General features: G+C 43.0%; 20 protein-coding genes. 5 read left to right on the top strand and 15 right to left on the bottom strand.

Translation table 11 applies throughout. The annotated features are described in order from the left end of the window. Nucleotides 1-168 precede the first annotated feature (168 nt). Together infC and thrS are read right to left on the bottom strand one after the other, a co-directional pair. A complete protein-coding gene (gene infC, locus F902_RS21390) occupies nt 169-720 on the bottom strand; it encodes a translation initiation factor IF-3 (protein WP_081400781.1) in 552 nt (183 codons plus the stop codon). Between the two features lie 5 nt (nt 721-725). Then, nucleotides 726-2,648 (bottom strand): threonine--tRNA ligase, encoded by a 1,923-nt coding sequence (thrS, locus tag F902_RS21385; protein ID WP_004804472.1) that lies wholly within the window; start codon nt 2,646-2,648, stop codon nt 726-728. A 264-nt stretch (nt 2,649-2,912) separates the two neighbouring features. Between thrS and F902_RS21380 the strand changes: the two genes are divergently transcribed. Further along, nucleotides 2,913-4,559, top strand: a complete 1,647-nt coding sequence (locus tag F902_RS21380; RefSeq protein ID WP_005207063.1) for an acyl-CoA synthetase — start codon at nt 2,913-2,915, stop codon at nt 4,557-4,559. A 39-nt stretch (nt 4,560-4,598) separates the two neighbouring features. Here F902_RS21380 and yjgA read toward each other — a convergent pair whose 3' ends face one another. The 9 genes from yjgA to mazG form a co-directional block, all read right to left on the bottom strand. Beyond that, entirely contained in the window at nt 4,599-5,135 is a 537-nt protein-coding gene (yjgA, locus tag F902_RS21375; protein WP_005207061.1) for a ribosome biogenesis factor YjgA, read from the bottom strand. Nucleotides 5,136-5,137: 2 nt separating this feature from the next. After that, on the bottom strand, nt 5,138-5,407 hold the full coding sequence (locus F902_RS21370) for an HPr family phosphocarrier protein (RefSeq protein ID WP_004804467.1): 270 nt from the start codon (nt 5,405-5,407) through the stop codon (nt 5,138-5,140). Then, entirely contained in the window at nt 5,404-6,255 is an 852-nt protein-coding gene (gene rapZ, locus F902_RS21365; protein WP_004804464.1) for an RNase adapter RapZ, read from the bottom strand. Before rapZ ends, F902_RS21370 begins: the two co-directional genes overlap by 4 nt. Before the next feature lie 20 nt (nt 6,256-6,275). Continuing rightward, nucleotides 6,276-7,121, bottom strand: coding sequence for a pantoate--beta-alanine ligase (gene panC, locus F902_RS21360; protein WP_005207059.1), 846 nt, complete (start codon nt 7,119-7,121; stop codon nt 6,276-6,278). Nucleotides 7,122-7,124: 3 nt separating this feature from the next. Further along, the gene (gene panB, locus F902_RS21355; RefSeq protein WP_004655682.1) at nt 7,125-7,934 is read right to left on the bottom strand and encodes a 3-methyl-2-oxobutanoate hydroxymethyltransferase; all 810 of its coding nucleotides are present in this window, start codon (nt 7,932-7,934) and stop codon (nt 7,125-7,127) included. 39 nt (nt 7,935-7,973) lie between these two features. Then, the gene (gene folK, locus F902_RS21350; protein ID WP_005207056.1) at nt 7,974-8,462 is read right to left on the bottom strand and encodes a 2-amino-4-hydroxy-6-hydroxymethyldihydropteridine diphosphokinase; all 489 of its coding nucleotides are present in this window, start codon (nt 8,460-8,462) and stop codon (nt 7,974-7,976) included. Beyond that, complete coding sequence (gene pcnB / locus F902_RS21345) at nt 8,459-9,913, bottom strand: polynucleotide adenylyltransferase PcnB (protein ID WP_005207055.1); 1,455 nt, start codon at nt 9,911-9,913, stop codon at nt 8,459-8,461. Before pcnB ends, folK begins: the two co-directional genes overlap by 4 nt. 140 nt (nt 9,914-10,053) lie before the next feature. Then, nucleotides 10,054-10,482: a ComEA family DNA-binding protein gene (locus F902_RS21340; RefSeq protein ID WP_005207054.1), complete on the bottom strand. Its 429-nt coding sequence runs from the start codon at nt 10,480-10,482 to the stop codon at nt 10,054-10,056. Continuing rightward, complete coding sequence (gene mazG / locus F902_RS21335; RefSeq protein WP_005207052.1) at nt 10,451-11,257, bottom strand: nucleoside triphosphate pyrophosphohydrolase; 807 nt, start codon at nt 11,255-11,257, stop codon at nt 10,451-10,453. The genes F902_RS21340 and mazG overlap by 32 nt, the downstream gene beginning before the upstream one ends. A gap of 101 nt (nt 11,258-11,358) precedes the next feature. On the opposite strand from mazG, the gene F902_RS21330 reads away from it, so the two are divergent. Then, nucleotides 11,359-12,132, top strand: coding sequence for an SDR family oxidoreductase (locus tag F902_RS21330; RefSeq protein ID WP_005207049.1), 774 nt, complete (start codon nt 11,359-11,361; stop codon nt 12,130-12,132). Between the two features lie 44 nt (nt 12,133-12,176). On the opposite strand, the gene F902_RS21325 is transcribed toward F902_RS21330, so the two are convergent. The 4 genes from F902_RS21325 to cysM all read right to left on the bottom strand — a co-directional run bounded on the left by F902_RS21325 (nt 12,177) and on the right by cysM (nt 17,766). Further along, nucleotides 12,177-14,483: a RelA/SpoT family protein gene (locus F902_RS21325; RefSeq protein ID WP_004804453.1), complete on the bottom strand. Its 2,307-nt coding sequence runs from the start codon at nt 14,481-14,483 to the stop codon at nt 12,177-12,179. A 31-nt stretch (nt 14,484-14,514) separates the two neighbouring features. Beyond that, a complete protein-coding gene (gene rlmD, locus F902_RS21320; protein ID WP_005207048.1) occupies nt 14,515-15,924 on the bottom strand; it encodes a 23S rRNA (uracil(1939)-C(5))-methyltransferase RlmD in 1,410 nt (469 codons plus the stop codon). Between the two features lie 9 nt (nt 15,925-15,933). Next, entirely contained in the window at nt 15,934-16,755 is an 822-nt protein-coding gene (locus F902_RS21315; RefSeq protein WP_005207046.1) for a 3'-5' exonuclease, read from the bottom strand. An 81-nt stretch (nt 16,756-16,836) separates the two neighbouring features. Then, nucleotides 16,837-17,766 carry a cysteine synthase CysM gene (cysM, locus tag F902_RS21310; RefSeq protein WP_005207044.1) on the bottom strand — a complete coding sequence of 310 codons (930 nt, stop codon included), beginning with the start codon at nt 17,764-17,766 and terminating at the stop codon, nt 16,837-16,839. A gap of 149 nt (nt 17,767-17,915) precedes the next feature. Here cysM and F902_RS21305 point away from each other — a divergent pair, with 149 nt between their 5' ends. From F902_RS21305 to F902_RS21295, 3 genes are all read left to right on the top strand, one after another. Beyond that, nucleotides 17,916-20,726: a GacS-like sensor histidine kinase gene (locus F902_RS21305; protein ID WP_005207029.1), complete on the top strand. Its 2,811-nt coding sequence runs from the start codon at nt 17,916-17,918 to the stop codon at nt 20,724-20,726. 129 nt (nt 20,727-20,855) lie between these two features. After that, the gene (locus F902_RS21300) at nt 20,856-21,644 is read left to right on the top strand and encodes a crotonase/enoyl-CoA hydratase family protein (RefSeq protein ID WP_005207027.1); all 789 of its coding nucleotides are present in this window, start codon (nt 20,856-20,858) and stop codon (nt 21,642-21,644) included. A gap of 21 nt (nt 21,645-21,665) precedes the next feature. Next, nucleotides 21,666-22,532, top strand: coding sequence for an NAD(P)-dependent oxidoreductase (locus tag F902_RS21295; protein ID WP_005207026.1), 867 nt, complete (start codon nt 21,666-21,668; stop codon nt 22,530-22,532). The last annotated feature ends 16 nt before the right edge of the window (nt 22,533-22,548 follow it).

Here is a 22,548-nt window from a genome sequence, read left to right as displayed (position 1 = left end):
CTTATTCCTATTTTTAAATAGTGTAATTATCAACAAACCCTATCATAGCTTGTTTTCATCTGTTCCAATGATGCTGAGAATTTTTTTAACAGATTTATCTCGAATTAGGTTATACATTTTTAGGCATAAAAAAGCACCGCTGAGAGCGGTGCTTTTTTATAAGAAAAATTACTTTTTCTTTTTCGGACCAATTAACATGCCCATTTGACGACCTTCCATCTTCGGCGCTTGTTCAATCACGCCAAATTCAGCAACGTCTGCTTCAATTTTTTGCAATTGAGCCAAACCAAGCTGTTGATGTGCCATCTCACGACCACGGAATCGCAAAGTGATTTTTACCTTATTTCCTTCTTCAAGGAAACGTAAAATTGCACGCAATTTAATTTGGTAATCACCTACATCCGTTGCAGGACGTAATTTGATTTCTTTCACTTGCACTTGATGCTGTTTTTTCTTCGCATCTTTTTGCTTTTGCTTTAAGTCAAATAAGTGCTTGTTGTAGTCCATGATTTTACAAACAGGTGGTTCTGCATTCGCCACAATCTCAACAAGGTCAAGATTAGCTTCTTCTGCAGCACGCAATGCTTCATTTAATGAAACAACACCTTTTTGTTCTCCATCTGCAGCGACGAGGCGTACTTCTTTCGCACGGATCTCATCGTTAATTGCAGGACGGTTACTTTTAGCACCTTGTTGTTGGTTACGGTCAGGCTGTTTAATCTTTATTACTCCACGATATACCGGCCACGTTCGGCAACGGCAGATTTCACTAAGTCAATAAATGCATCTACTGACATAGTACCTAAATTTTTTCCTGAGCGAGTACGCACATTGACTGTACCTTCTTCAACTTCTCGATCACCGAGAACAAGAAGGTAAGGAATACGCTCTAGGGTACGCTCACGAATCTTAAATCCGATCTTTTCATTTCTCAAGTCAGAAATAGCACGAAGACCATTTTCTTTGAGTTTTGCGACCACTTGCTCACTTGCTTCCGCTTGTGAATCCGTAATATTCATGACACAAGCTTGGATTGGTGTAAGCCATGGTGGCATGAAGCCCGCATAGTGTTCAATTAGTATACCAATAAAACGCTCGAAACTGCCAAGAATTGCACGATGAAGCATGACTGGTTGATCACGATCATTATCTTCAGTGACATAAGATGCATCTAAACGGATTGGTAAGTTGAAGTCACACTGGATTGTACCGCATTGCCAGATACGGCCTAAGCAGTCTTTCAATGAGAATTCAATTTTCGGACCGTAGAATGCGCCTTCACCTGGTTGCAAGTCCCAAGCCAAGCCAGCATCATCCAAAGCATCTGCCAAAGATTTTTCAGCCAAGTCCCAAAGTGCATCATCACCCACACGCTTTTCTGGACGTGTAGACAATTTCATTTGCACGTCTTCAAAACCGAAGTCTTTATATACATCCAAAGTCAGCTTAATAAAGTCTGCAACTTCTTTACCAATCTGTTCTTTGGTACAGAAGATATGTGCATCATCTTGAGTAAAACCACGAACACGCATAATGCCGTGCAAAGAACCTGATGGCTCATTACGATGACAAGAACCAAATTCAGCTAGGCGAATTGGTAAATCACGATAAGATTTTAAACCTTGGTTAAAGACCTGTACGTGACATGGGCAGTTCATTGGCTTAACTGCATAGTTACGACTTTCAGAATGCGTCGTAAACATATTTTCAGCATAGTTTGCCGCATGCCCAGACTTTTCCCAAAGCGTAAAGTCTACGATTTGCGGTGTCTTAATTTCTTGGTAACCATTGTCTTGCTGAACTTTACGCATGTATTGTTCAAGCACTTGGTAAATCGTCCAGCCGTTCGGATGCCAGAACACCATGCCCGGTGCTTCTTCTTGCATATGGAACAAGTCTAATGCCTTACCAATTTTACGATGGTCACGCTTTTCAGCTTCTTCAATACGTTTGATATAAGCAGCTAACTGTTTTTTATCAGCCCAAGCAGTACCATAAATACGTTGTAGCTGTTCATTCTTCGCATCACCACGCCAGTAAGCACCAGAGATTTTAGTGAGTTTGAATGATTTTAAGAATTTAGTATTAGGTACGTGTGGACCACGGCACATATCTAAATAATCTTGATGGTAGTACAAGCCCATTTGAGTTTCATTCGGCATGTCTGCAATCAAGCGTAACTTGTATTCTTCACCGCGTGCTGTGAATTCGGCGATCACTTCTTCACGTGGTGTCATCTTTTTGATGACGTCATAGTCTTGGTCGATGAGCTTTTTCATGCGCTCTTCAACTGCAGCCATATCATCCAAAGTAAATGGACGTGGCATCCAGATGTCGTAGTAGAAACCTTCTTCGATCACAGGACCGATCACCATTTTCGCTTCTGGAAACAATTGCTTAACAGCATGTCCTACCAAGTGCGCACATGAGTGACGAATGATTTCTAAACCTTCTTCATCTTTAGGGGTAATAATCTGAACTGTCGCATCTTCTGTGATTAAATCACAAGCATCCACCAAGCGATCATTGATACGGCCAGCAACAGTATTCTTTGCAAGACCTGGACCAATGCTCTGAGCAAGTTCCATCACAGAAATCGGATGATCAAACTGTTTCTGATCACCATTTGGTAAAGTAATGATTGGCATAATAAAATCCTTAAGGAGTGATGCCCTATACGAAGGAGCATATCACCGCGAGATTATGTATTGAGGCAAGCCTCAAAAAATAAAAAACGGCGGATAAAAAAGTATCGAAGATTTTACACGGGTTTAGCTATGGATGAAACCTCTGAACCAGAAAAACCCGAGATCAGTTCAGATTGATCTCCGACTAAAGCCTAAATGATTTAGACTTAATGACAGTCTAGGTTAATACCAATAAATGAAAAGAACGGAAATGGAGCAAGACACATGGTAAGTGCATATGACGAACTACCCAGAAATCCAGCAAATTTTGTTGCTTTATCACCCTTACGCTACTTGGAACGGGCTGCTTATATTTATCCCAATCAAGCTGCAATTATCCATGGCCAACGCCAAATCACATGGCAGCAGACTTATCAGCGCTGCCGTCAGTTTGCACATCAGCTCCGTCATTTAGGTATCCAAAAGAACGATACTGTTTCAGTGCTATTGCCCAATATCCCTGCCATGATTGAAGCACATTTTGCCGTGCCGATGGCTGGCGCAGTTCTGAATACCTTGAATACCCGTCTCGATGCCAAGACCATTGCCTTTATGCTGGAACATGCTGAAGCTAAAGTGCTATTGGTCGATCCTGAATTTCGTCAGGTTGCTGAAGAAGCACTTCAGCTTGTTCCACAGGACATTATTGTTATTGATGTCTTTGATACTGAGTTTGATGGTGAACACATTGCAATTGGTCAATTTGAATATGAAGCATGGATAGCACAAGGTGATCCTGCCTTTGAATGGTTACTGCCTCAAGATGAATGGGATGCAATTAGTCTGAGTTATACCTCAGGTACCACAGGCAATCCTAAAGGTGTGGTCTATCATCATCGTGGTGCTTATCTGAATGCCGCAAGTAATATTTTGGCCTGCGGTATGAAACCTCGTGCAGTATACCTTTGGACCTTACCTCTGTTTCATTGCAATGGCTGGTGCTTTGCTTGGTCAATTGCAGCCAGTGGCGGTACTAATATTTGTCTGCGTCGTGTCGATCCGGCATTAATTTTCAAATACATTGCAGCATACAAAGTAGATTATTTCTGTGGCGCACCAATTGTATTGTCCATGCTCATCAACACGCCAAGCGAACAGAAAACGGCTTTTGAGCATGATGTTGAAGTTATGGTGGCAGGTGCTGCTCCACCTGTAGCAATCATTGAGGGGATGCGCAATATTGGTATTAACGTCAATCATGTCTATGGTTTGACTGAAACCTACGGTCCTTCTGCCTTATGTGCTTCACAGGCTGGCTGGAGCGATTTATCCATTCAGGAGCAAGCGCAACTCCACTCTCGTCAAGGCGTCCCTTATCCTTTGCAAGACAGCATGCGTGTGCTTGATCCAGACACCATGCAACCGGTGCCCAATGATGGACAAACCATGGGTGAAATCATGTTCCGTGGCAATATCGTGATGAAAGGTTATTTGAAAAATGCCCAAGCCACAGAAGACGCATTTAAAGGTGGCTGGTTTCACACAGGTGATTTAGCTGTGAGTCATCCTGATGGTTATGCCAAAATTACGGATCGCTCGAAAGATATTATTATTTCAGGTGGAGAAAACATTTCCTCGCTCGAAGTTGAAGATGTGCTTTATCGCCACCCTGCTGTGCTTACTGCCGCAGTGGTAGCCAAACCTGATCAACGCTGGCAAGAAGTGCCATGTGCTTTTATTGAACTCAAACAAGGAGCATCCGCATCGGCTGAGGAGATCATTGCCCATTGTCAAAAAGAACTCGCTCGATTTAAAGTCCCAAAAGATGTGGTGATTACTGAGATCCCCAAAACTTCGACAGGGAAATTACAGAAATTTATTTTAAGAGAATGGGCAAAGGAGCGCGCGGCAGATAGCTCAGCAAACTCATAATCAAAAAAAGAAGTTTCCTTGGAAACTTCTTTTTTAGTTTTAACCTTGTTCAGATAACAAGGCAACTTGTTGTACGTAATTCACAAATTTAAGCTTAGAAGCAGCAAGGTCTTCTTCACTCACCTGTTGTTTCATATCACGGTGAATGCGCAATACATGCTGGCGTAAGGTATGGCGTTCAGATGCATTAAACACCTTACTAAACTCATTGATCACTGGATCACCTTGGTCAATCATACGATCAACCCAACGCATTAATTGCATTTGTTTTTTAGCACCTTGCTGCGGTGTTAAATAAGATAAAATGATGGTTTCATCTTCATTTCGCAATAATTTACCGATACGTAAAAATTGACGACGGCGTGCTTCATGCGCACTAATATTTTGTATTTCAAGTAAAGCATCAATGAGACGCTCATCAACTGGAAGTTTCTGAATCTGTTTTTTATTCAGTTGAGCCAATTGCTCACCCAAAGCTGCCATTCGCTGCACAGCTTTTTTTTGCTCAGTTCTACTCGCACGTCCTTCTAATGACTCAAAATCTTCATCGGTATAACGTTGGGTACCACGTGCCACTATTACTCTGCCTCGTAAAATTTTGCTGCGAACAGCGTTTGAATTTCTTCCAGTGCCTTATCTTCATCAGCACCTTCAATCACCAATCTTAATGTGGTGCCTTTACCCGCACCTAACATCAACAATGACATAATATTTTTTGCATCAACTAATTTATCGCCTTTACCAATTTGGATAGAAGAACGAAACTTGGTCGTCACTTCAATTAGTTTACCAGATGCGCGAGCATGTAAGCCGAGTTTATTAATTACATCAATTGTTGTGTCTATCATGACCAGTGCTTCATTTCTCTATGTAAGATTTGGACAGCCCATTTTGCCTCAAGGGCTTGTTTGAGTCTATCTACGATATAAACCGAACGATGTTGCCCGCCTGTACATCCCACAGAAATGGTCATGTAATGGCGATGCCCTTCTGCAAAAGCAGGCAACCACTTGTCTAGAAAAGTATAAATATCTTCAAACATCTCATTGGTTTGTTGACTACCTTCTAAAAAGCGGCGTACAGGCTCATCTAAACCTGAAAAACGGCGTAATTCTAAATCCCAATGCGGATTTGGTAAATGTCGTACGTCAAAAACATAATCTGCGTCTAACGGAATACCATGCTTATAACCAAAGGACTGTAAAATGACGATTAAATTATCTGACTGTCCAAGCTTAGACAATAAAATATGTTTTAAATCATGAACACTTTTATCCGTTGTATCAATATGCACCGTGGAACGGAATTGTATCGGAATGAGCAATTGCTTCTCTTCCTGAATACATTGCAACAGACTATTAAAGCGACTGGCCAGAGGATGTGGTCGACGTGATGCACTAAAGCGCGCAATCAAGTCCTGATCCTGTGTGGTTAGATAAATAATATCAACCGTGCCGTGCCGTTGTAACTGCTGAAACACATGATCAAACTCTTGCATATCCGCACGGGTACTTCGGATATCGACGCCTAATGCGAGTTGCTCCAGATTATTTTCATGATCAAGTTTTGCCACAATTTCAGGCAATAACGCCAAAGGTAAATTATCTATACAATAATAGCCCAAGTCTTCAAGCACTTGCAGTGCAGATGATTTTCCTGAACCGGATTGACCTGTAACGATAAGAATACGCTTCATGGCGTTTTGCCCTTCATTTTTTATGTTTTAAAGTCGATTTGTAGGTTATCAATCAACCGTGTTGAACCAAGCTTGGCTGCAATAAATAACACCAAGTTTTGGTCAAATTGTTGAATAGGTTGCAAGTTGGTTTGTCGAGCTTCCACATAATCCACAACAAAACCCACTTGTGTCAATTGAGCAGAGATATTTTCTAACACTTGTGACAAAGCTTGTCCTTCATGCAATTGCTGTTCGGCTTGTTTGAGCAATTGGTAAATCGTCGGTGCAACAACACGTTGCTGTTCAGTCAAATACCCATTACGCGAGCTTAAAGCCAAACCATCTTCAGCACGGACAATCGGCACACCAATGACTTCTAATGGCATATTCAGGTCTTGTACCAACTGGCGAATCACCGCCAATTGCTGATAGTCCTTTTGACCAAAGAAAGCAAAATCAGGTTGGACGATATTGAACAGTTTGGTGACCACAACTGCAACGCCGTCAAAGTGACCTGGACGTGATTTCCCACACAGGTCATCGGTAATTTGACCCACAGTAATATTGGTCAAACGTGGTTGAGTGCCATACATTTGCTCAACCGTTGGGGCAAAAATAATATCGCAACCAACATCTGCCAATAAACGGCTATCTTGCTCTAAAGTACGTGGATAGCTATCAAAATCCTCGCCTGCACCAAATTGAATTGGATTGACGAAAATACTCACCACCACCACATCACACAGTTTTTTTGCTTCACGCACCAAGGTCAAATGACCTTCGTGCAAGTTCCCCATAGTTGGCACAAAACCAATCAATTTTTTTGAACTGCGCGCAGGCGCAAGTGATGCAGTTAAGCCTTGTATTGTTGTTTCAGTTTTCATGAATTAAAGCTCAACTTGGAAAGTATGTTCCTTGGCTGGAAACGACTGGTCTTGCACTGCGGCATGGTACGATTTAAACGCATCAACAATCGCGGTTTCACCCGCTTGTTCTTTCATAAAGTTGCGCACAAAACGTGCTACGCGACCAAAGGTCAAACCGAGCATATCTTGTACCACCAAAACCTGACCATCAGTTTCATTGCCCGCGCCAATTCCGATCACTGGCGTATTCGGGAATAATTCAGCAATTTCTTTACCGAGTTGAGCTGGGACACATTCAAGCAATAAAACCGCCGCGCCCGCATCAACCACCGCTTGGCAATCAGCAATCAATTGATCCGCGGCTTCGCGTGTTCTTGCTTGAAGCTTATAGCCGCCAAACACGTGCACAGATTGTGGTGTTAGACCTAAATGGACACAGACAGGGATACCATTACGGGTTAATACCGTCACCAACTCGCTAAGCCAAGCCCCACCTTCAATCTTGACCATTTGTGCACCGACTTGCATTACAGTCTTGGCATTTTTCAAGCCATCTTCAAGCGTTGCATAGCTCATAAATGGTAGATCAGTCATGATTAAGGCATGCGCATTACCACGACGTACAGCTGCGGTATGGTAAGCCATATCTTCGACAGTGACAGGAAGTGTAGAGTCTCTGCCTTGAATCGCCATTCCTAGAGAGTCACCGATTAAAATCGTATCAATTTCAGCCAATTCCATAGCTTTAGCCATACTTGCATCATAGCAAGTAAGACATGAGAACTTGCGTCCTTCGGCTTTAAACTTTCTTAAGTCACTTAGACTAATCATGATGATGTCCTCTACAGGCGTTTCCAGAACGAAACAGTCTTAAGCAGTTGCCCAAGACTGGTCTGCTATTACAGTCAAGTTTGCTTGCTGCACCAGTTCTAAATCTTTTAATGAATGTCCATTTAATTGTAAATGAGCATCTAAATCTAATAAGGGAATAATCACAAAATCACGTTGCAAGAGCCCCATGTGCGGCACGGTCAAACGGTCATTTTGGATCTGCGCTTGACCGTAGATTAATAAATCCAGATCAAGGGTCCGCTCTCCCCAACGTCGTAACCGGACACGTCCCGACTCTTGCTCAAATTGTTGTAATTGATCAAGTAAAGCAAGTGGTGCTAGCGTGGTGTCCAGTTGAACAACGGCATTCAAATAGTGGGGTTGATCTTGTGGTCCCATCGGCGGACTTTGATACAGTCGCGATACCTGTACAGCTCCCAAGGTCGCGAGCTTCGCAACAGCTTCACGCAAAATCTGCTGCGAATCGCCTAAGTTACTGCCTAGACCAATATAAGTACGAATGGTCATTGCGTTGGCCCAAAAACCACTTGGCTAAGATCACGTTGTACACGTTTACGCTTGAGGATCGGGTGATCGGCATTGATTTGACCTGAAGTCGAAGATGCTTTCTCAATAAAACGACTGGCCGATTCATCAGCTCTAACACGCTCTTTTTTGCCTCGACGACTTCTCGGCTCAGGTACATTGACCAAAGGCTCAATTTCAGTAGTCTTCGGCTCATCCACCTCAGCTGCTTTACGACGTGTCTTACTACGTTGACGGTTGTATTGACGAATCACAGCTTCTTTTTGGTCTGTGGTCATTTCTTGGTAGGCTTCCCACCAAACGCCCATACCTTCAGTACTGCTATCACCTGATTTTTCCCGCAACAGTAGGAAGTCAAAGCCTGCACGGAAACGCGCATGTCCAGCCAGTGCTTCGATTTGTTGTGGTTTTGGATTGAGCAAACGGGTTTGCATTTCCCAAACTTCACGAATAAAGGTTTCAGCAAAACGCGGAATGATGGTGCGCGTCGCTTGGCGCTTCAACACATCCAAACCAGCTTGTGCACGCGCTTCCGCAGGCACAACCCCTTTACTTAGATAGGCATCACAACGCTCTAGAAAGGGTTTCCACAACAATACAGCATAGAAAAATGCTGGATTAATGGTTTTACCAACTTGAATTCGCTGATCGGTATTCCGTGCTGCACGCTCAATAAAAGCGGTAAGATTCGGTGGAATTTCAGCAAACAGCTGTTTCCAAACACCAAACTCAATCAACATCGGTAGAACACGGGTCAGATGTCCCATAGTGAATAGTTTTTGAGACTCATCATATAAACGATGTGGCGAGACATCACGCAACAATTGCGTCATCTCAGCATCAAAAACATCAAGAATGGATTGATCAATTTTAAAATTCAATTTTGCGGCAAAGCGCAAAGCACGCAACATACGCACAGGATCTTCTTCAAAACGCTGTGCAGGTTCACCAAGAAAACGTAAGGTCCGCGTATTGATATCATCTACTGCATGGCAGAAATCAAGTACAACCCCTTTTCGTGGCTGGTAGTACAAGGTATTGATCGAAAAGTCTCGACGAGCAAAGTCTTGCTCAATCGTCCCCCAGTTATTATCACGAAGAATCATCCCAGATGCACTGGTGACTGCTTTTTTCGGCGGAGCACGGAATGTCGCGACTTCAATCAGCTCGCGACCAGAATAGACATGTGCTAACTCAAAACGTCGTCCGATAATCCGGCAACGTCGACCAAAAACCTCTTTGACTTGGGCTGGTGTAGCATTAGTAACCGCGTCAAAATCCTTTGGATTAAGACCTAACATCATGTCTCGAACACCACCACCCACAATATATGCCTCGTAGCCTGCTTTTGTCAGGCTATCAATCACATCTAGAATTGAGGAAGGGAGTTGAGTTGTGGACAAACCACATTTTGACGCACGCAAAGTTTGCAAAAGACACTGTCTCCTACGTCAGGACGTAAATAACAATTTGTCGCTAATCATAGCTCTAACACACACAAAGGGCAATTTATTCTGTTGGAAGTTTCAACAGTTCAGTCTGCCTAATCAATCCGATTTCGACAGTTCTAAGTTCATAACATGAGCCTTGCTCTGTTTTTTTCAAGTAATTTTGGCCCAATACCTTTGATATTCATTAACTCATCAACTTGTTTAAAGCCACCATTTTTTTGCCGATACTCCATAATGGCTTGCGCCTTTTTCTCGCCAACACCATTTAACAGCTGTAATTGCTGTAAACTTGCTTGGTTCAAGCTGATTTTATCGCGCTGCAGATTTATAGATGATGGAATTTGCTTTGAAGTGTGCTGCTGTGTTGGTCGAGATAAATAATAATTATTGTCTGACTGCTTCGCCAATTGCTGATCACGCGCTTGCTGCTGTGCTTTCCATTGCTGATAAGATTGGTCAAACTGCTGTGCGTGGAGGTGTGAAGCACCTCCCAAGCAAAGAATAAAACCTATAAAAAAATTAAGTTTGCTGCGGAGATGCGGCAACTTCATTGTCTTTCTCCTGAGATTTTAACTGTTGTTTAGCTTGCTCCCAGAGTTCGTCCATTTCAGCCAAACTCATTGCTTGCAAGTCTTTCTGTTGTTGTTGAGCTTGTTGTTCAATAAAAGCAAAACGGCTTCTAAATTTATGGATTGTTGCCAGTAGTGCGGTCTCACTCGACACCCCCAACTTTCGCCCCACATTGATTAAAGAAAATAAACAATCACCGAACTCTTCTTGAATATGATCAACATCTTGGCTTGTTATCGCCTGTTGTAACTCTTCTAACTCTTCATCTAATTTGGCATAGGCATCATCCACACTTTCAAAATCAAAGCCTAACTGAGCGGCTTTACTCTGAATTTCATGTGACTGAACCAAGGCTGGCGCATGTTTAATCTCATCTAACCTTGACTGTATTTTACCTTGTTTTTCTTGTTGTTTGATTTGTTTCCACAACTTGCCGACCTGCTCGGAATCCAAATTTTGATATTTTTCAGCCTGAAATACATGCGGATGGCGACGAATTAATTTCTCACTAATGGCCTCCACCACATCTTGAAAGTTAAATAATCCTTTTTCATCAAACATTTGAGATTGAAACACCACTTGCAATAATAAATCACCGAGTTCATTGCGGATTTCATCCACTTCACCAGAGCGAATTGCAGCCTCAACTTCATATGCCTCCTCAATGGCATATCGTGTCAAACTTTCTGGGGTTTGTTGTTGATCCCACGGGCATTTTTGTCTTAACTCTTGCATGATTGCCAATAATTTTTCCATGATGATCTCCACACCCAAATAAGCAAATTGTTGCAGCACCAAGCTGCATATGCGTAATATACACGCACGCAAAAATTATCAATATAAAGCAAGGGAAAGTCATGCCATATAGTGTTTTTATTAGTGGGGCCGCACAAGGAATTGGTGCTGAAATCGCACGTTTATTTCACAAAAAAGGTTTCAAAGTTGGCATCTATGATATCAACGAAGAACAAGCTCAAGTCTTAGCTGAACAACTTGGAGAGAATGCCAAGGCAGGTTATCTCGATGTCAGTAATCATCGTCAATGGCAGATCGCACTACAAGAATTTAAAAGCTGGGCCGGTGAACTGAATATCTTGATCAATAATGCAGGAATTCTCTATTCAGGTGCGTTTGAAAACACCTCCATTCAATCACATCACCGCACCATTGATATTAATGTCAAAGGCGTTTTGAATGGTTGTCATGCAGCCTTGCCCCATCTGCAACAAGCCCACTATGCACGTGTGATTAACCTTTCTTCAGCATCCGCGATTTATGGTCAAGCTGATTTAGCATCTTACTCTGCCAGCAAATTTGCAGTTCGCGGTTTAACGGAAGCCTTGGATGTCGAATGGCAAAAGTATAATATTCGCGTCTTAGACGTTATGCCGCTATTTGTACAAACCAATATGGTGAAAGACATGGATGCGGGCAGTATTCAAAATATTGGTGTGGATTTAACCCCTGCTGATGTGGCGAAACAGGTATTGCATTTAGCACAACAAAAAGACCATGCCCTAATCCCAACCCACACACCTGTTGGGATAAAAACCAAATTGATGTATCAGCTCTCCAGTATTAGCCCACAGTTTTTAAACCGACTCACCAATATCTTTTTAGCGAAACGTTAGATATAAAAAAGCTGCATCGAAATGCAGCTTTTTTATTTTATTGTCTAGCTTCCTTGAACCAAACGTCTGGCACTGATAATCCCTGGTTGCTGCTCTAAACGAGCCAACAAACGTGACAGTTGTGCCAAACCTTTCACTTCAATCAACAACTTCATATTGGCGATACCATCCGCCTCAGAAATGGTATTAACCTGACGAATATTGATTTGGTCTGAGAAAATCACTTGTGTCAGATCTTTCAGTAAACCACGGCGATCATAAGCTTCCACCACGATCTGAACGCTCTGACCACGGGTCGGCTGCATTTCCCAATCGGCTTCAACAGCACGTTCAGGTTCTTGGGTGGTCATACGTAAGTAGTCTGGACACGCAATCTTGTGAATACTGACCCCACGATTCAAGGTGATATAGCCGCCAATCGACTCGCCATGTACCGGCTGACAACATTGTGCAATATGCAATTCAACATTATCCAAACCATCAATTAGAATCCCATGTGCCGATAATGTATGACTAGCACGTGGGTTTAATGCAGGTTTTAACACCAGTTCTGGCTCGTCTTGATCCAAGTGCATCTGGCGATTCACTTGATTCATCAAGGCATGCAAACTGATATCACCACTAACCAATGCCACCAGAATATCATCACCAGATTTCAGGTTGAAATGTGATGAATAATCTTTGAGATCAATACTTTTCGGGTGAATCGCTAAACGGGCCAACTCTTTATTGAGTAACTCACGCCCAACTTCAACATTCTTACTGCGATCTTGTTGTCTAAACCAATGACGTAGCTTGTCACGTGCACGTGCGGTTTTGATATAACCCAGCGAGTTCACCAACCAATCACGGTTCGGTTCACGATCTTTCTTGGTTAAAATCTCAACCTGCTCACCGGTCTTTAAGGTGTAGGTTAAAGGCACATAACGCTGGTTCACACGGGCGGCATAGCACTTATTGCCGACTTCGGTATGCACATGGTACGCAAAGTCTAGAACAGTTGAACCACGTGGTAACTCTTTAATGTCCCCATCACGGCTAAACACATAGATCTTTTCAAAATTCTCAAAATCTTGAATTTGATCAATGCCATTCGACTCGTCATCTTCACCATGTGGGGTGGTTTCAGTACGCTCTTGATAATGCTCAAGCACAGCACGTAATGAATGCAAACGATCATTAAAGGAATGATCGGTATTCTTGGCACCTTCTTTATAGTTAAAGTGCGAGCACACCCCAAGCTCTGCTTCGTTATGCATCTCAAAGGTACGGATTTGTACTTCTAAAGACTTATTCTCAGCAATCACCGCGGTATGCAATGAGCGATAACCATTGGCTTTCGGATTGGTGACATAGTCATCAAACTGGTTGGGAATATGACGCCATATCTGATGTACGATACCCAAAGCGTGATAACAATCTGGGACACTTTTCACCAATACACGCACTGCACGGATATCATAAAGCTGATCGAAGCTCAGATTTTTGCTTTTCATTTTTCGATAAATCGAATAAATGTGCTTCACACGCCCTGTGATTTCGGCCTGAATATCATAAGCCGCCAATTCAGTTTTGAGTTTATCAATCACGAACTGAATATATTGCTCACGCTCCAAACGCTTTTCATTCAATAAAGATGCAATTTCTTTATAACGTTCTGGCGCTAAATAACGAAAGGCAAGATCTTCCAATTCCCACTTGAGCTGGGCAATCCCTAAACGGTGTGCCAATGGAGAATAAATGGTGAGAATTTCGCGTGCCACACGCTCTTGACGCTCTTTGCTTGCTGTCGCCAGCTCACGTAAAGCATAGGTCCGCTCTGCCAGTTTGATCAGGACAACACGAACATCTTCCGTCACTGAAATCAGCATTTTATAAATGCCATTTAAATGTTCGCGCTGGTTATTATTAAAATGATCTTCTAGACGTTTATTCTTTTCAATCAACTCAGACAGTTTACCCATTGCAAGTGTGCCTTGGACCAAAGCCAAAACTTGCTCGCCAAACTGTTGTTGAATATCCTCTAAGGTAATCAACCCTTCACGTACACTACGATACAACACCGCCGCTGAAAGCGTGTCTTCATCGACATGTAAATGGGCCAGAATATCCGCCATGCCAATACCAGTACTAAAGGTATTGATCCGATGATTTCCCGTTGCTTGTAACTCTTTTGCTAAGGTCAGCTCCGCAACCTGTTGAAGTTGCTTCAGCTCTGCCCCATCCAAAATACCACGCACTCGATCTAGCCAAGAGACTAGACTACTTTGCGCTTCAGCGGCATGTTCTACAGTCGCTTCCTCAGACAGCTCTTGGAGCCGTCCAGGTAACTGCTCACGTACTGTGACCATACCTTTCTCCTCTGGATATGTAACTCATTTTTTAATCGTTTATCTCTTCGATTTTTTCAAGCCGTTCAATTTTTTCAAACAGGGCAATCGATTCAACATGTTCAGTATGCGTAAACATGTCCATGACTGCTGCTTTCTTCAATTGATAGCCATATTGTGCCAGTACACCTGCATCCCTTGCCAGTGTTGATGGGTTACATGAAACATAAACGATTCTTTTCGCTCCAAAATTAGGTACATATTGCATAACTTCAAATGCGCCCGATCGTGGAGGATCAATTAATAATGCATCAAATCCCTGTTTCGCCCAAGAATGATGCGAAAAGTCTTTTGTTAAATCTTGTGAAAAGAACGCCGCCTGAGACAAATGATTTGCTTGCGCATTCTCAGTTGCTCTGTTGACCATCTCATCACTCGCCTCAACGCCGACCACTTGACCTGCCTCACCCACACAACGTGCAATCGGTAGAGAAAAATTACCTAACCCACAGAATAGGTCCAGTACTCTTTCCCCTTTCTGTAATTGAAGCAATTCACATGCCAACTGAATCATTTGTGCATTTACACCACTGTTGACCTGCGTAAAATCTAACGGTGAAAATGCAAATTTGACTGCAAAATCATCCAAACTGTAATGCAAACGCATTTCTGCCTGTGAATCATCTACGCGATGTAAACTATCCGCCCCTTTTGGCTGCAAATACAACTGCCATCCTTTGAGTAACGTAAATTGACGTAATTGGTTGACATCCGACACATTTAATTCATCTAAGTGGCGAATTAATAATGCAACCTCAGAGTCTCCCATCGCCAATTCTATATGACCAATATGCGCTTTGCCTGTAAGACTTTCGAGTAGTTTCTTAAGTTCTGGTAAACATTCAGATAAGGTTTGATCAAGTACCTTACACTGCTGAATTTCAGTTAAATGATTACTATGATGCTCACGAAAACCCATCACCAAACGATTTTGCTTGGCAATATAGCGCACCCCGATTCGGGCACGGCGACGATAATCTGCTTTAACCGAACGAATCGGGTCTAACCATTGTTCAGGCTGTAAGCCTGCAAAATGTTGTAAGTGAGATTTTAAAACATTCTGCTTTAACAAAATCTGTTCATCAGGATGAATGTGCTGCAAGCTGCAGCCGCCACACACCCCAAAATGTGGACACATTGGATCGACTCGACTTTCAGCCGCGTCACTTTCCAATATGATCATGTCCGCCTCTTCTAGACGCGAAGTTTGATTGGTAATTTTTGCCTGCACCGTTTCCCCGACAAGGGCATAACGGATAAAAACTTTCTTGCCGTGTTTTTCTTTAGGATGATCTGGATGTGTCCCATAATGCGCAATACCACGCCCCTCATGAGAAAAAGCTTCAATCTGAAAGGTGTGTGTTGGATATTGAGCTGGACGTTGTTTAGCTTTGTGTTTCAAAAGATGAACCTAATTTTTTGGCGCAAAAGTATCTGCGGTGAATACAGTATATTGCGATGTTTGCTGCCATACCTGTAAAAATTCTGTTTGTTGCGTTTGCGTTTGTAAATAAGCAATCGTTGATTGCAGTAACTGCTGGTGATCTGGTTGATTCAATTGGCCTTTTAACAATAACCAACGAATATAAAGCAACCATGTATTCAATACATCGCCTTCACAATAACTGGTCAATTCTAACCATTGTTTATTACGTACATATTCAGGCACGTGATAGCCAGTTTCACCGCGTTTCCCAGGGAAACCGAGTAAACAAGCCATATCATCCAATTTTTGGAAATTACGGCCATTAAACATTGCCATCACATCCATCAGGTCAACATGACGATGGTGGTAACGGTTCTGATAATTATTAAAGCGCTTTTGATGATCAATTTCACCTTGATCAAACAGGCTCGGTGCAGACAAGCCATGGTACATAGCGCGAAATAGAATCACAGGCAAATCAAATTGCGAACCATTCCAACTAACTAATGTGGGTTGTTTCTTGTCAAAGATCGATAAGAATTTTGCCAACATTTCAGCTTCGCTATGCTGCTCCTGACTAAATGAAAACAGGCGAAAGCCTTTTTCATCGATCCACAACCCTGAAATACAAACGATTTCATGTAATGGTAAGCGTTGAAAATCCATCCCCGACTCTTGACGACGAATTTTGGTCAGTGCCTGTTCAACATCTGCTTCGGGTAAATCAAGATGATAAAGATGTGCACCTGCCTTTAAATCGGTCAGTGTCTCAATATCAAAAACTAAAATCGGAAAACGTAAATTCATCTTAGAATTCCCTTACAGAACTGCATTACAGCTCTCTTCAATAAAGGGGGAGCTGTAATTATAACAGTGTAAGGCCAGATGTTAATCTTCATCTTGTACTGAGAATAATCCCGTTGATAAATAACGATCACCGCGGTCACAGATAATACAGACAATCACCGCATCAGGATATTCTTCAGCAATCTTGATCGAAGCCCAAACTGCACCACCAGAAGATGTTCCTGCACTGATGCCTTCAGTACGTGCCAGCTTACGCATGGTTTTTTCCGCTTCAATCTGTGGAATATCAATGATGCGATCAACACGACTGCGATCAAAGATGGTTGGCAAATATTCTTCCGGCCAACGGCGAATCCCTGCAATGCTTGAACCGTCTGATGGTTGTAAACCCACAATTTGAATATCAGGGTTCTGCTCTTTGAGATATTTAGAGACACCCATGATGGTTCCCGTTGTCCCCATTGAGCTAACAAAATGGGTAATCTTCCCATCCGTTTGCTTCCAGATTTCTGGACCTGTGGTCAGGTAATGCGCTTCGACGTTATCTGGATTACCAAACTGGTTTAGCACAAAGCCTTTGCCCTCTGCCTGCATTTGCAAAGCAAGGTCGCGTGCACCTTCCATGCCTTGCTGCTGCGTGACTTCAATTAGCTCTGCCCCGTAAGCCAACATCGCATCTTTACGCTCTTGGCTCATATTGTTCGGCATGATCAGCTTCATTTTATAGCCGCGCATAGCCGCAACCATCGCCAAAGCAATCCCAGTGTTGCCACTGGTTGCTTCGATCAGGGTATCCCCTGGCTGAATCTGTCCACGTTTTTCCGCTTGAACAATCATGTTATAAGCAGGGCGATCTTTGACTGAACCTGCTGGATTATTACCTTCTAATTTTGCTAATACCGTGGCTTGGGTATGACACGCTAAACGTTGCAAACGTACTAAAGGGGTTTTACCGACATAATCGTCCAGTAAAAATTCATCTGCTAAAAAATCAGTTTGCGTATTCGTCATGATCGACACCGATATCAAGGTGGCGCCTATTGTATGAAAAAAATAGAGATACTGCACCTTTTCACTATGCTTTTTATTGGCAAGCAGATGTCCTTGATTTTCACAAAGCGTGCTAAGATGTTGCGCAGAATGATAAATCTGACCGTACTATGTCAAATTTCAATAAGACCATATCGAAACGCTTACGCCTCAATCATGCTTATGGGCAATTGATTGCACTGATTTTGGTGCCGATTGCCATTTTGACAGGTGTTGGTATTCTTTGGGTTTTATCCGAAACGACCAGCTCCGCAAAATCACAACAACGCTCTGATGCTTCAGCCATTTTGGCGCGCTACCATCAAACCGCGAATGATTTATTAAAATTGGTTCAAGAACAACCCGATCAGTATGATCGTGCTCAAAACATCATGCAGAAGATGTTTGATGAAAAAAACCTACAGCGCGCAGTACTGATTGATAATCGTGGTCAGACTTATTTAAGCGTTGGCTATCAAAACAATCGCTTTTGGCCGAACTTTCCAGAAAACAGCAACTTCTTTGGTCCAATTGCACATAATCACAACAGCATTTATGGTTCGAAGCTCGACAGTGGCGACCCTAATTCTGTTTGGCTCATGATTGAATTAGACAACCAACCCCTCGAATTGGCTCGCTATAAAATTCTACTGTCCTTGGTCGTGACTGGGCTGATCACCATACTGATTCTACTGTTCTGTTTAAACGTGTTCTCTCGTCGTTGGCTCGCACCACTGTATGAAATTCGCATGCAAATGCAACGCCTCAACGCCGACACTCTTGATCAGCATATTGTGGTGAACAGTACTGGTGAACTGCGTTTGCTACAGCGTGATATTGCCAATGTAGTGAAACGCCTGCACTTTAGTTTCTTAGAATTAAAAGAACATACCGAACAAACCGAAGAAGATTTACGTCGAACACTGGACACCTTAGAAGTCCAGAACATTACTTACCGCCAAGCACGTGACCAAGCGATTTCATCGAATCAATCCAAGTCGGTGTTTTTGGCCAATATCAGCCATGAACTCAGAACACCGCTGAACAGTATTGATGGTTTTATTCACTTATTACTACGTCAGCAAAACCTGAGCAATGAACAAAATCTCTATCTGCAAACCATCCGAAAATCATCGGCACATCTATTGGCACTGATCAATGACGTGTTGGATTTCTCTAAAATTGATGCAGGTAAACTCGAACTCGAAACCGCACCCTTTGACCTTGAAGAAGCTATTTTTGATGTGATGGATATGCTCTCGCCATTGGCTGCGCAAAAGCATATCAATATGGCCTTCTACTATGCTGAGAATATTCCAAAGCATGTGGTCGGTGATGCGCTACGCTTTAAGCAGATCCTGACCAATCTGATTTCCAATGCGATCAAGTTCACCCCTGACGGTGAAATCATTGTCCGTGTGCGTATGGAAGATGATGAAATCGGACAATGCCTACTGCATTTTAGTGTACAAGACAGCGGTATTGGCTTGAGCGGTACAGATCGTAAAAAGTTATTTGAATCATTCTCTCAGGGCGATGCCTCGGTAACACGTCAATTCGGTGGCACAGGGCTTGGTCTGGCCATTTCCAAACAGCTGGTGCATTTGATGCATGGTCAGATTGGCTTTGAGGACAACCAAGAACGTGCCCCAACCGAAAAAGGCTCAACCTTCTGGTTCACGGCTTCATTTAAAGTTGAAGAGCAAGATGAGTTTGTCGAACATCCACGTTTCGACCATTTGCAAGTGGTGTCTTATCTCGCCCACCCTGCAACGGCCAGCGTACTGCGCTCATACCTCGAAAACTATCATGTTTCACATATTGAGACCCAATCGATTCTGGATCTATTCAGCCGCTTAAATCATCTGAATCAACAAGAAAATACGTGGCTGATTGTCGATCATAGCGGTGATACTGAAGCCTTACTCAAAGAAATTCGTCAGCGTTATCACGGTAACTTGGCTGTTTATGGTTATCAGATGAGCCTTGAGCCAAATATGCTCAATGAATACCGTGCACGACCACTGTATCAACCGCTGAGTCGTCGTGAGTTGGTACAACTCCTCGGCAATCAACCTGTTTTCGAGCAAGAGCCTGAAGACTTTAACGGTCAGGGTTTGCATGTGTTGGCGGTGGATGATCACTTGCCTAATTTGATTGTACTTGAAGCCTTACTCGGTGAGCTCAATGTCACCACCACCAAAGCATTGAGTGGACAAAAGGCCATCGACATTATTCAAGAGCGCATCGAACAAAAATCGCCGCCGTTTGATTTAGTATTTATGGACATTCAAATGCCGGTGATGTCGGGGATTGATACCACTCGCGCCATTCGCTCATTGGAATCAACACTTGATAATGGCATGCAACTGCCAATTATTGCACTTACAGCACATGCACTGGCCGATGAAAAGCAGAAACTGCTCAAAGTTGGTATGAATGATTATGTAACCAAGCCGATTCAGATGGAGCAAATCATTCAGATTCTGACCCATTGGACCAAAAATAACTTCAGTGCCCAACCTGCGAGCATTGAACCCAAGCGGCCAATTGAATCAATTGATCCTCAAATCCTGAATTGGCAACAAAGCGTGCAGCTTGCAGCCAACAAAGAAGATCTGGCGCAAGATTTATTAAATATGCTGGTAGATAGTTTCGATACCGAACTGGCGGAAATGCAGCAATTGATTGAGATGGAAGATTTTCCACAACTGGAACATGTCCTACATCGCCTCTATGGCGCGACCCGCTATGTCGGTACGCCAAACTTACAGCAAGTCTCAGGTGAATTTGAACAATTTGTATCGACCTTACGTAAAGAACGCCGTAAAGCAGATGATGTGTTTATTCGTGAAACCACGCATCGTTTCAATGAACTCAGTACAGCGATTGAACAAGTGAGACAAGCCGCCAACTTAATCCTACATGCCCATGACTCATAAGACTGTACGTTGGAATATTGGATAATCAATGATTAAAATACAGGCAGTCCTTTTTGTGACTGCCCTGTCATGTTTCAACCTAAAGACTCGTGCTATGCTGCCTCATCAAACACAATAAGAGTAAGGCAGATGGCACTTTTACGCGTTGAAAAGAACAATGGAATCGCAACAGTTTCCCTAAACCGACCTGACAAACGTAATGCAATGAGCTTTGCCTTACTCAAAGAGCTGGTGGCAACTGCTAAAAAAATTGAAAAAGATCGTTCAATCCGCTGTGTCATTCTCACGGGTGAAGCACAAGTCTTTAGTGCAGGCATCGACCTTTCTGATTTAAACAATCCTAAAAATACCGCATTTGCCGCATGGGAACTGATCAAACCAGGGCAAAGTCTGTTTCAAAAAGCGTTCCTGATCTGGCAGAACCTGCCGATCCCTGTGATTGCCGCAATCGAAGGCTATTGCTTTGGTGCAGGCATGCAACTCGCACTTGCAGCGGATATTCGTATTGCGACGCCAAGCACGCAAATGTCAATTATGGAAAGTCGTTGGGGCCTTGTACCCGATATGGGACTCACTCGTTCACTGAAAGGACTGATTGGCGTTGATTTAGCGAAAGAGTTGACCTTAACTGCACGTATCTTTGATGCGGAATACGCCAAACAAATTGGTCTAGTCACCCATTTAGACAATGATCCATTAGTGAAAGCAAATCTCATTGCCGAAGAAATTTTACAACGCTCACCAGATGCCATTATGGCAGCGAAGCGTGTGTTAGATGCAATGGAGCACCAACCTGAAAAAGCATTACGTTTGGAAAAACTTTGGCAGCTCAAACTACTTTTAGGTAAAAACAGTAGTTTGGCACGCAAAAAAGACAAGAACCCAGAAGTTCAATTTCTGCCGCGCCAATACAAATAATCCCGACTGGAGAATATTCACATGCATGCGAATCAAAAAACACCAATCGCTTTCTTGGGGATGGGTTTAATGGGCACACGTATGGCCAGTCGACTCTTACAAGCAGGTTATCCTGTCGCGGTCTGGAACCGTAGCCCACTTGCATGTGAACCTCTACAGCAGCAAGGTGCATTACACTTAAAGCTAAATGACATCGGAAGCTATCCTGTTATTTTGACCTGTTTAGCCGATGATCAAGCGGTGCAAAATGTTTTCGCCCAAATTCAACCCTATTTAAAAGCTGAGCAGATCATCGTTGATTTCTCCAGCTTATCGGTCTCTGCGACTCAAAAATTGGCTCAGTCTGCTCAACAACAACAGGTCACATGGATTGACTCTCCTGTATCAGGTGGCACCATGGGAGCTGAACAAGGTACATTGGTTATTTTTGCAGGTGGTGATGCGAAGACGATCGAACAGCTCACCCCAATTTACAATGTACTCTCACAGCGTGTCACCCGTATGGGAACATCGGGTACAGGACAAGCGACTAAAATTTGTAATCAATTAATTGTTGCCGCCAATAGTACCCTGATTGCCGAAGCAGTCGCCCTTGCCGATCAAGCAGGTGTCGACACGGCATTACTTGCACCTGCACTCGCTGGCGGCTTTGCCGACTCAAAACCCTTTCAAATCCTTGCGCCGCGTATGGCAACACATACTTTTGAGCCAGTACAATGGAAGGTGCAAACCCTATCAAAAGATTTAAACAATGCGTTACTTCTGGCGCAAAGTTTTAACTTAAAGATACCTGTGGCACAAAAAGCTCTATTACAGTTACAAGCTCACCAAGAAAATGGCTTTGCTGATAAGGATTTAGCGACTATCATCAAAATTACAGAACAATAATTATTGATTCAGGGAG

It is taken from the genome of Acinetobacter higginsii (assembly GCF_000369525.1).
Classification (GTDB): Bacteria; Pseudomonadota; Gammaproteobacteria; order Pseudomonadales; family Moraxellaceae; genus Acinetobacter; species Acinetobacter higginsii.
The sequence above is the reverse complement of the archived record's forward strand: the minus strand, read 5'-3'. Positions and strand labels throughout refer to the sequence as shown.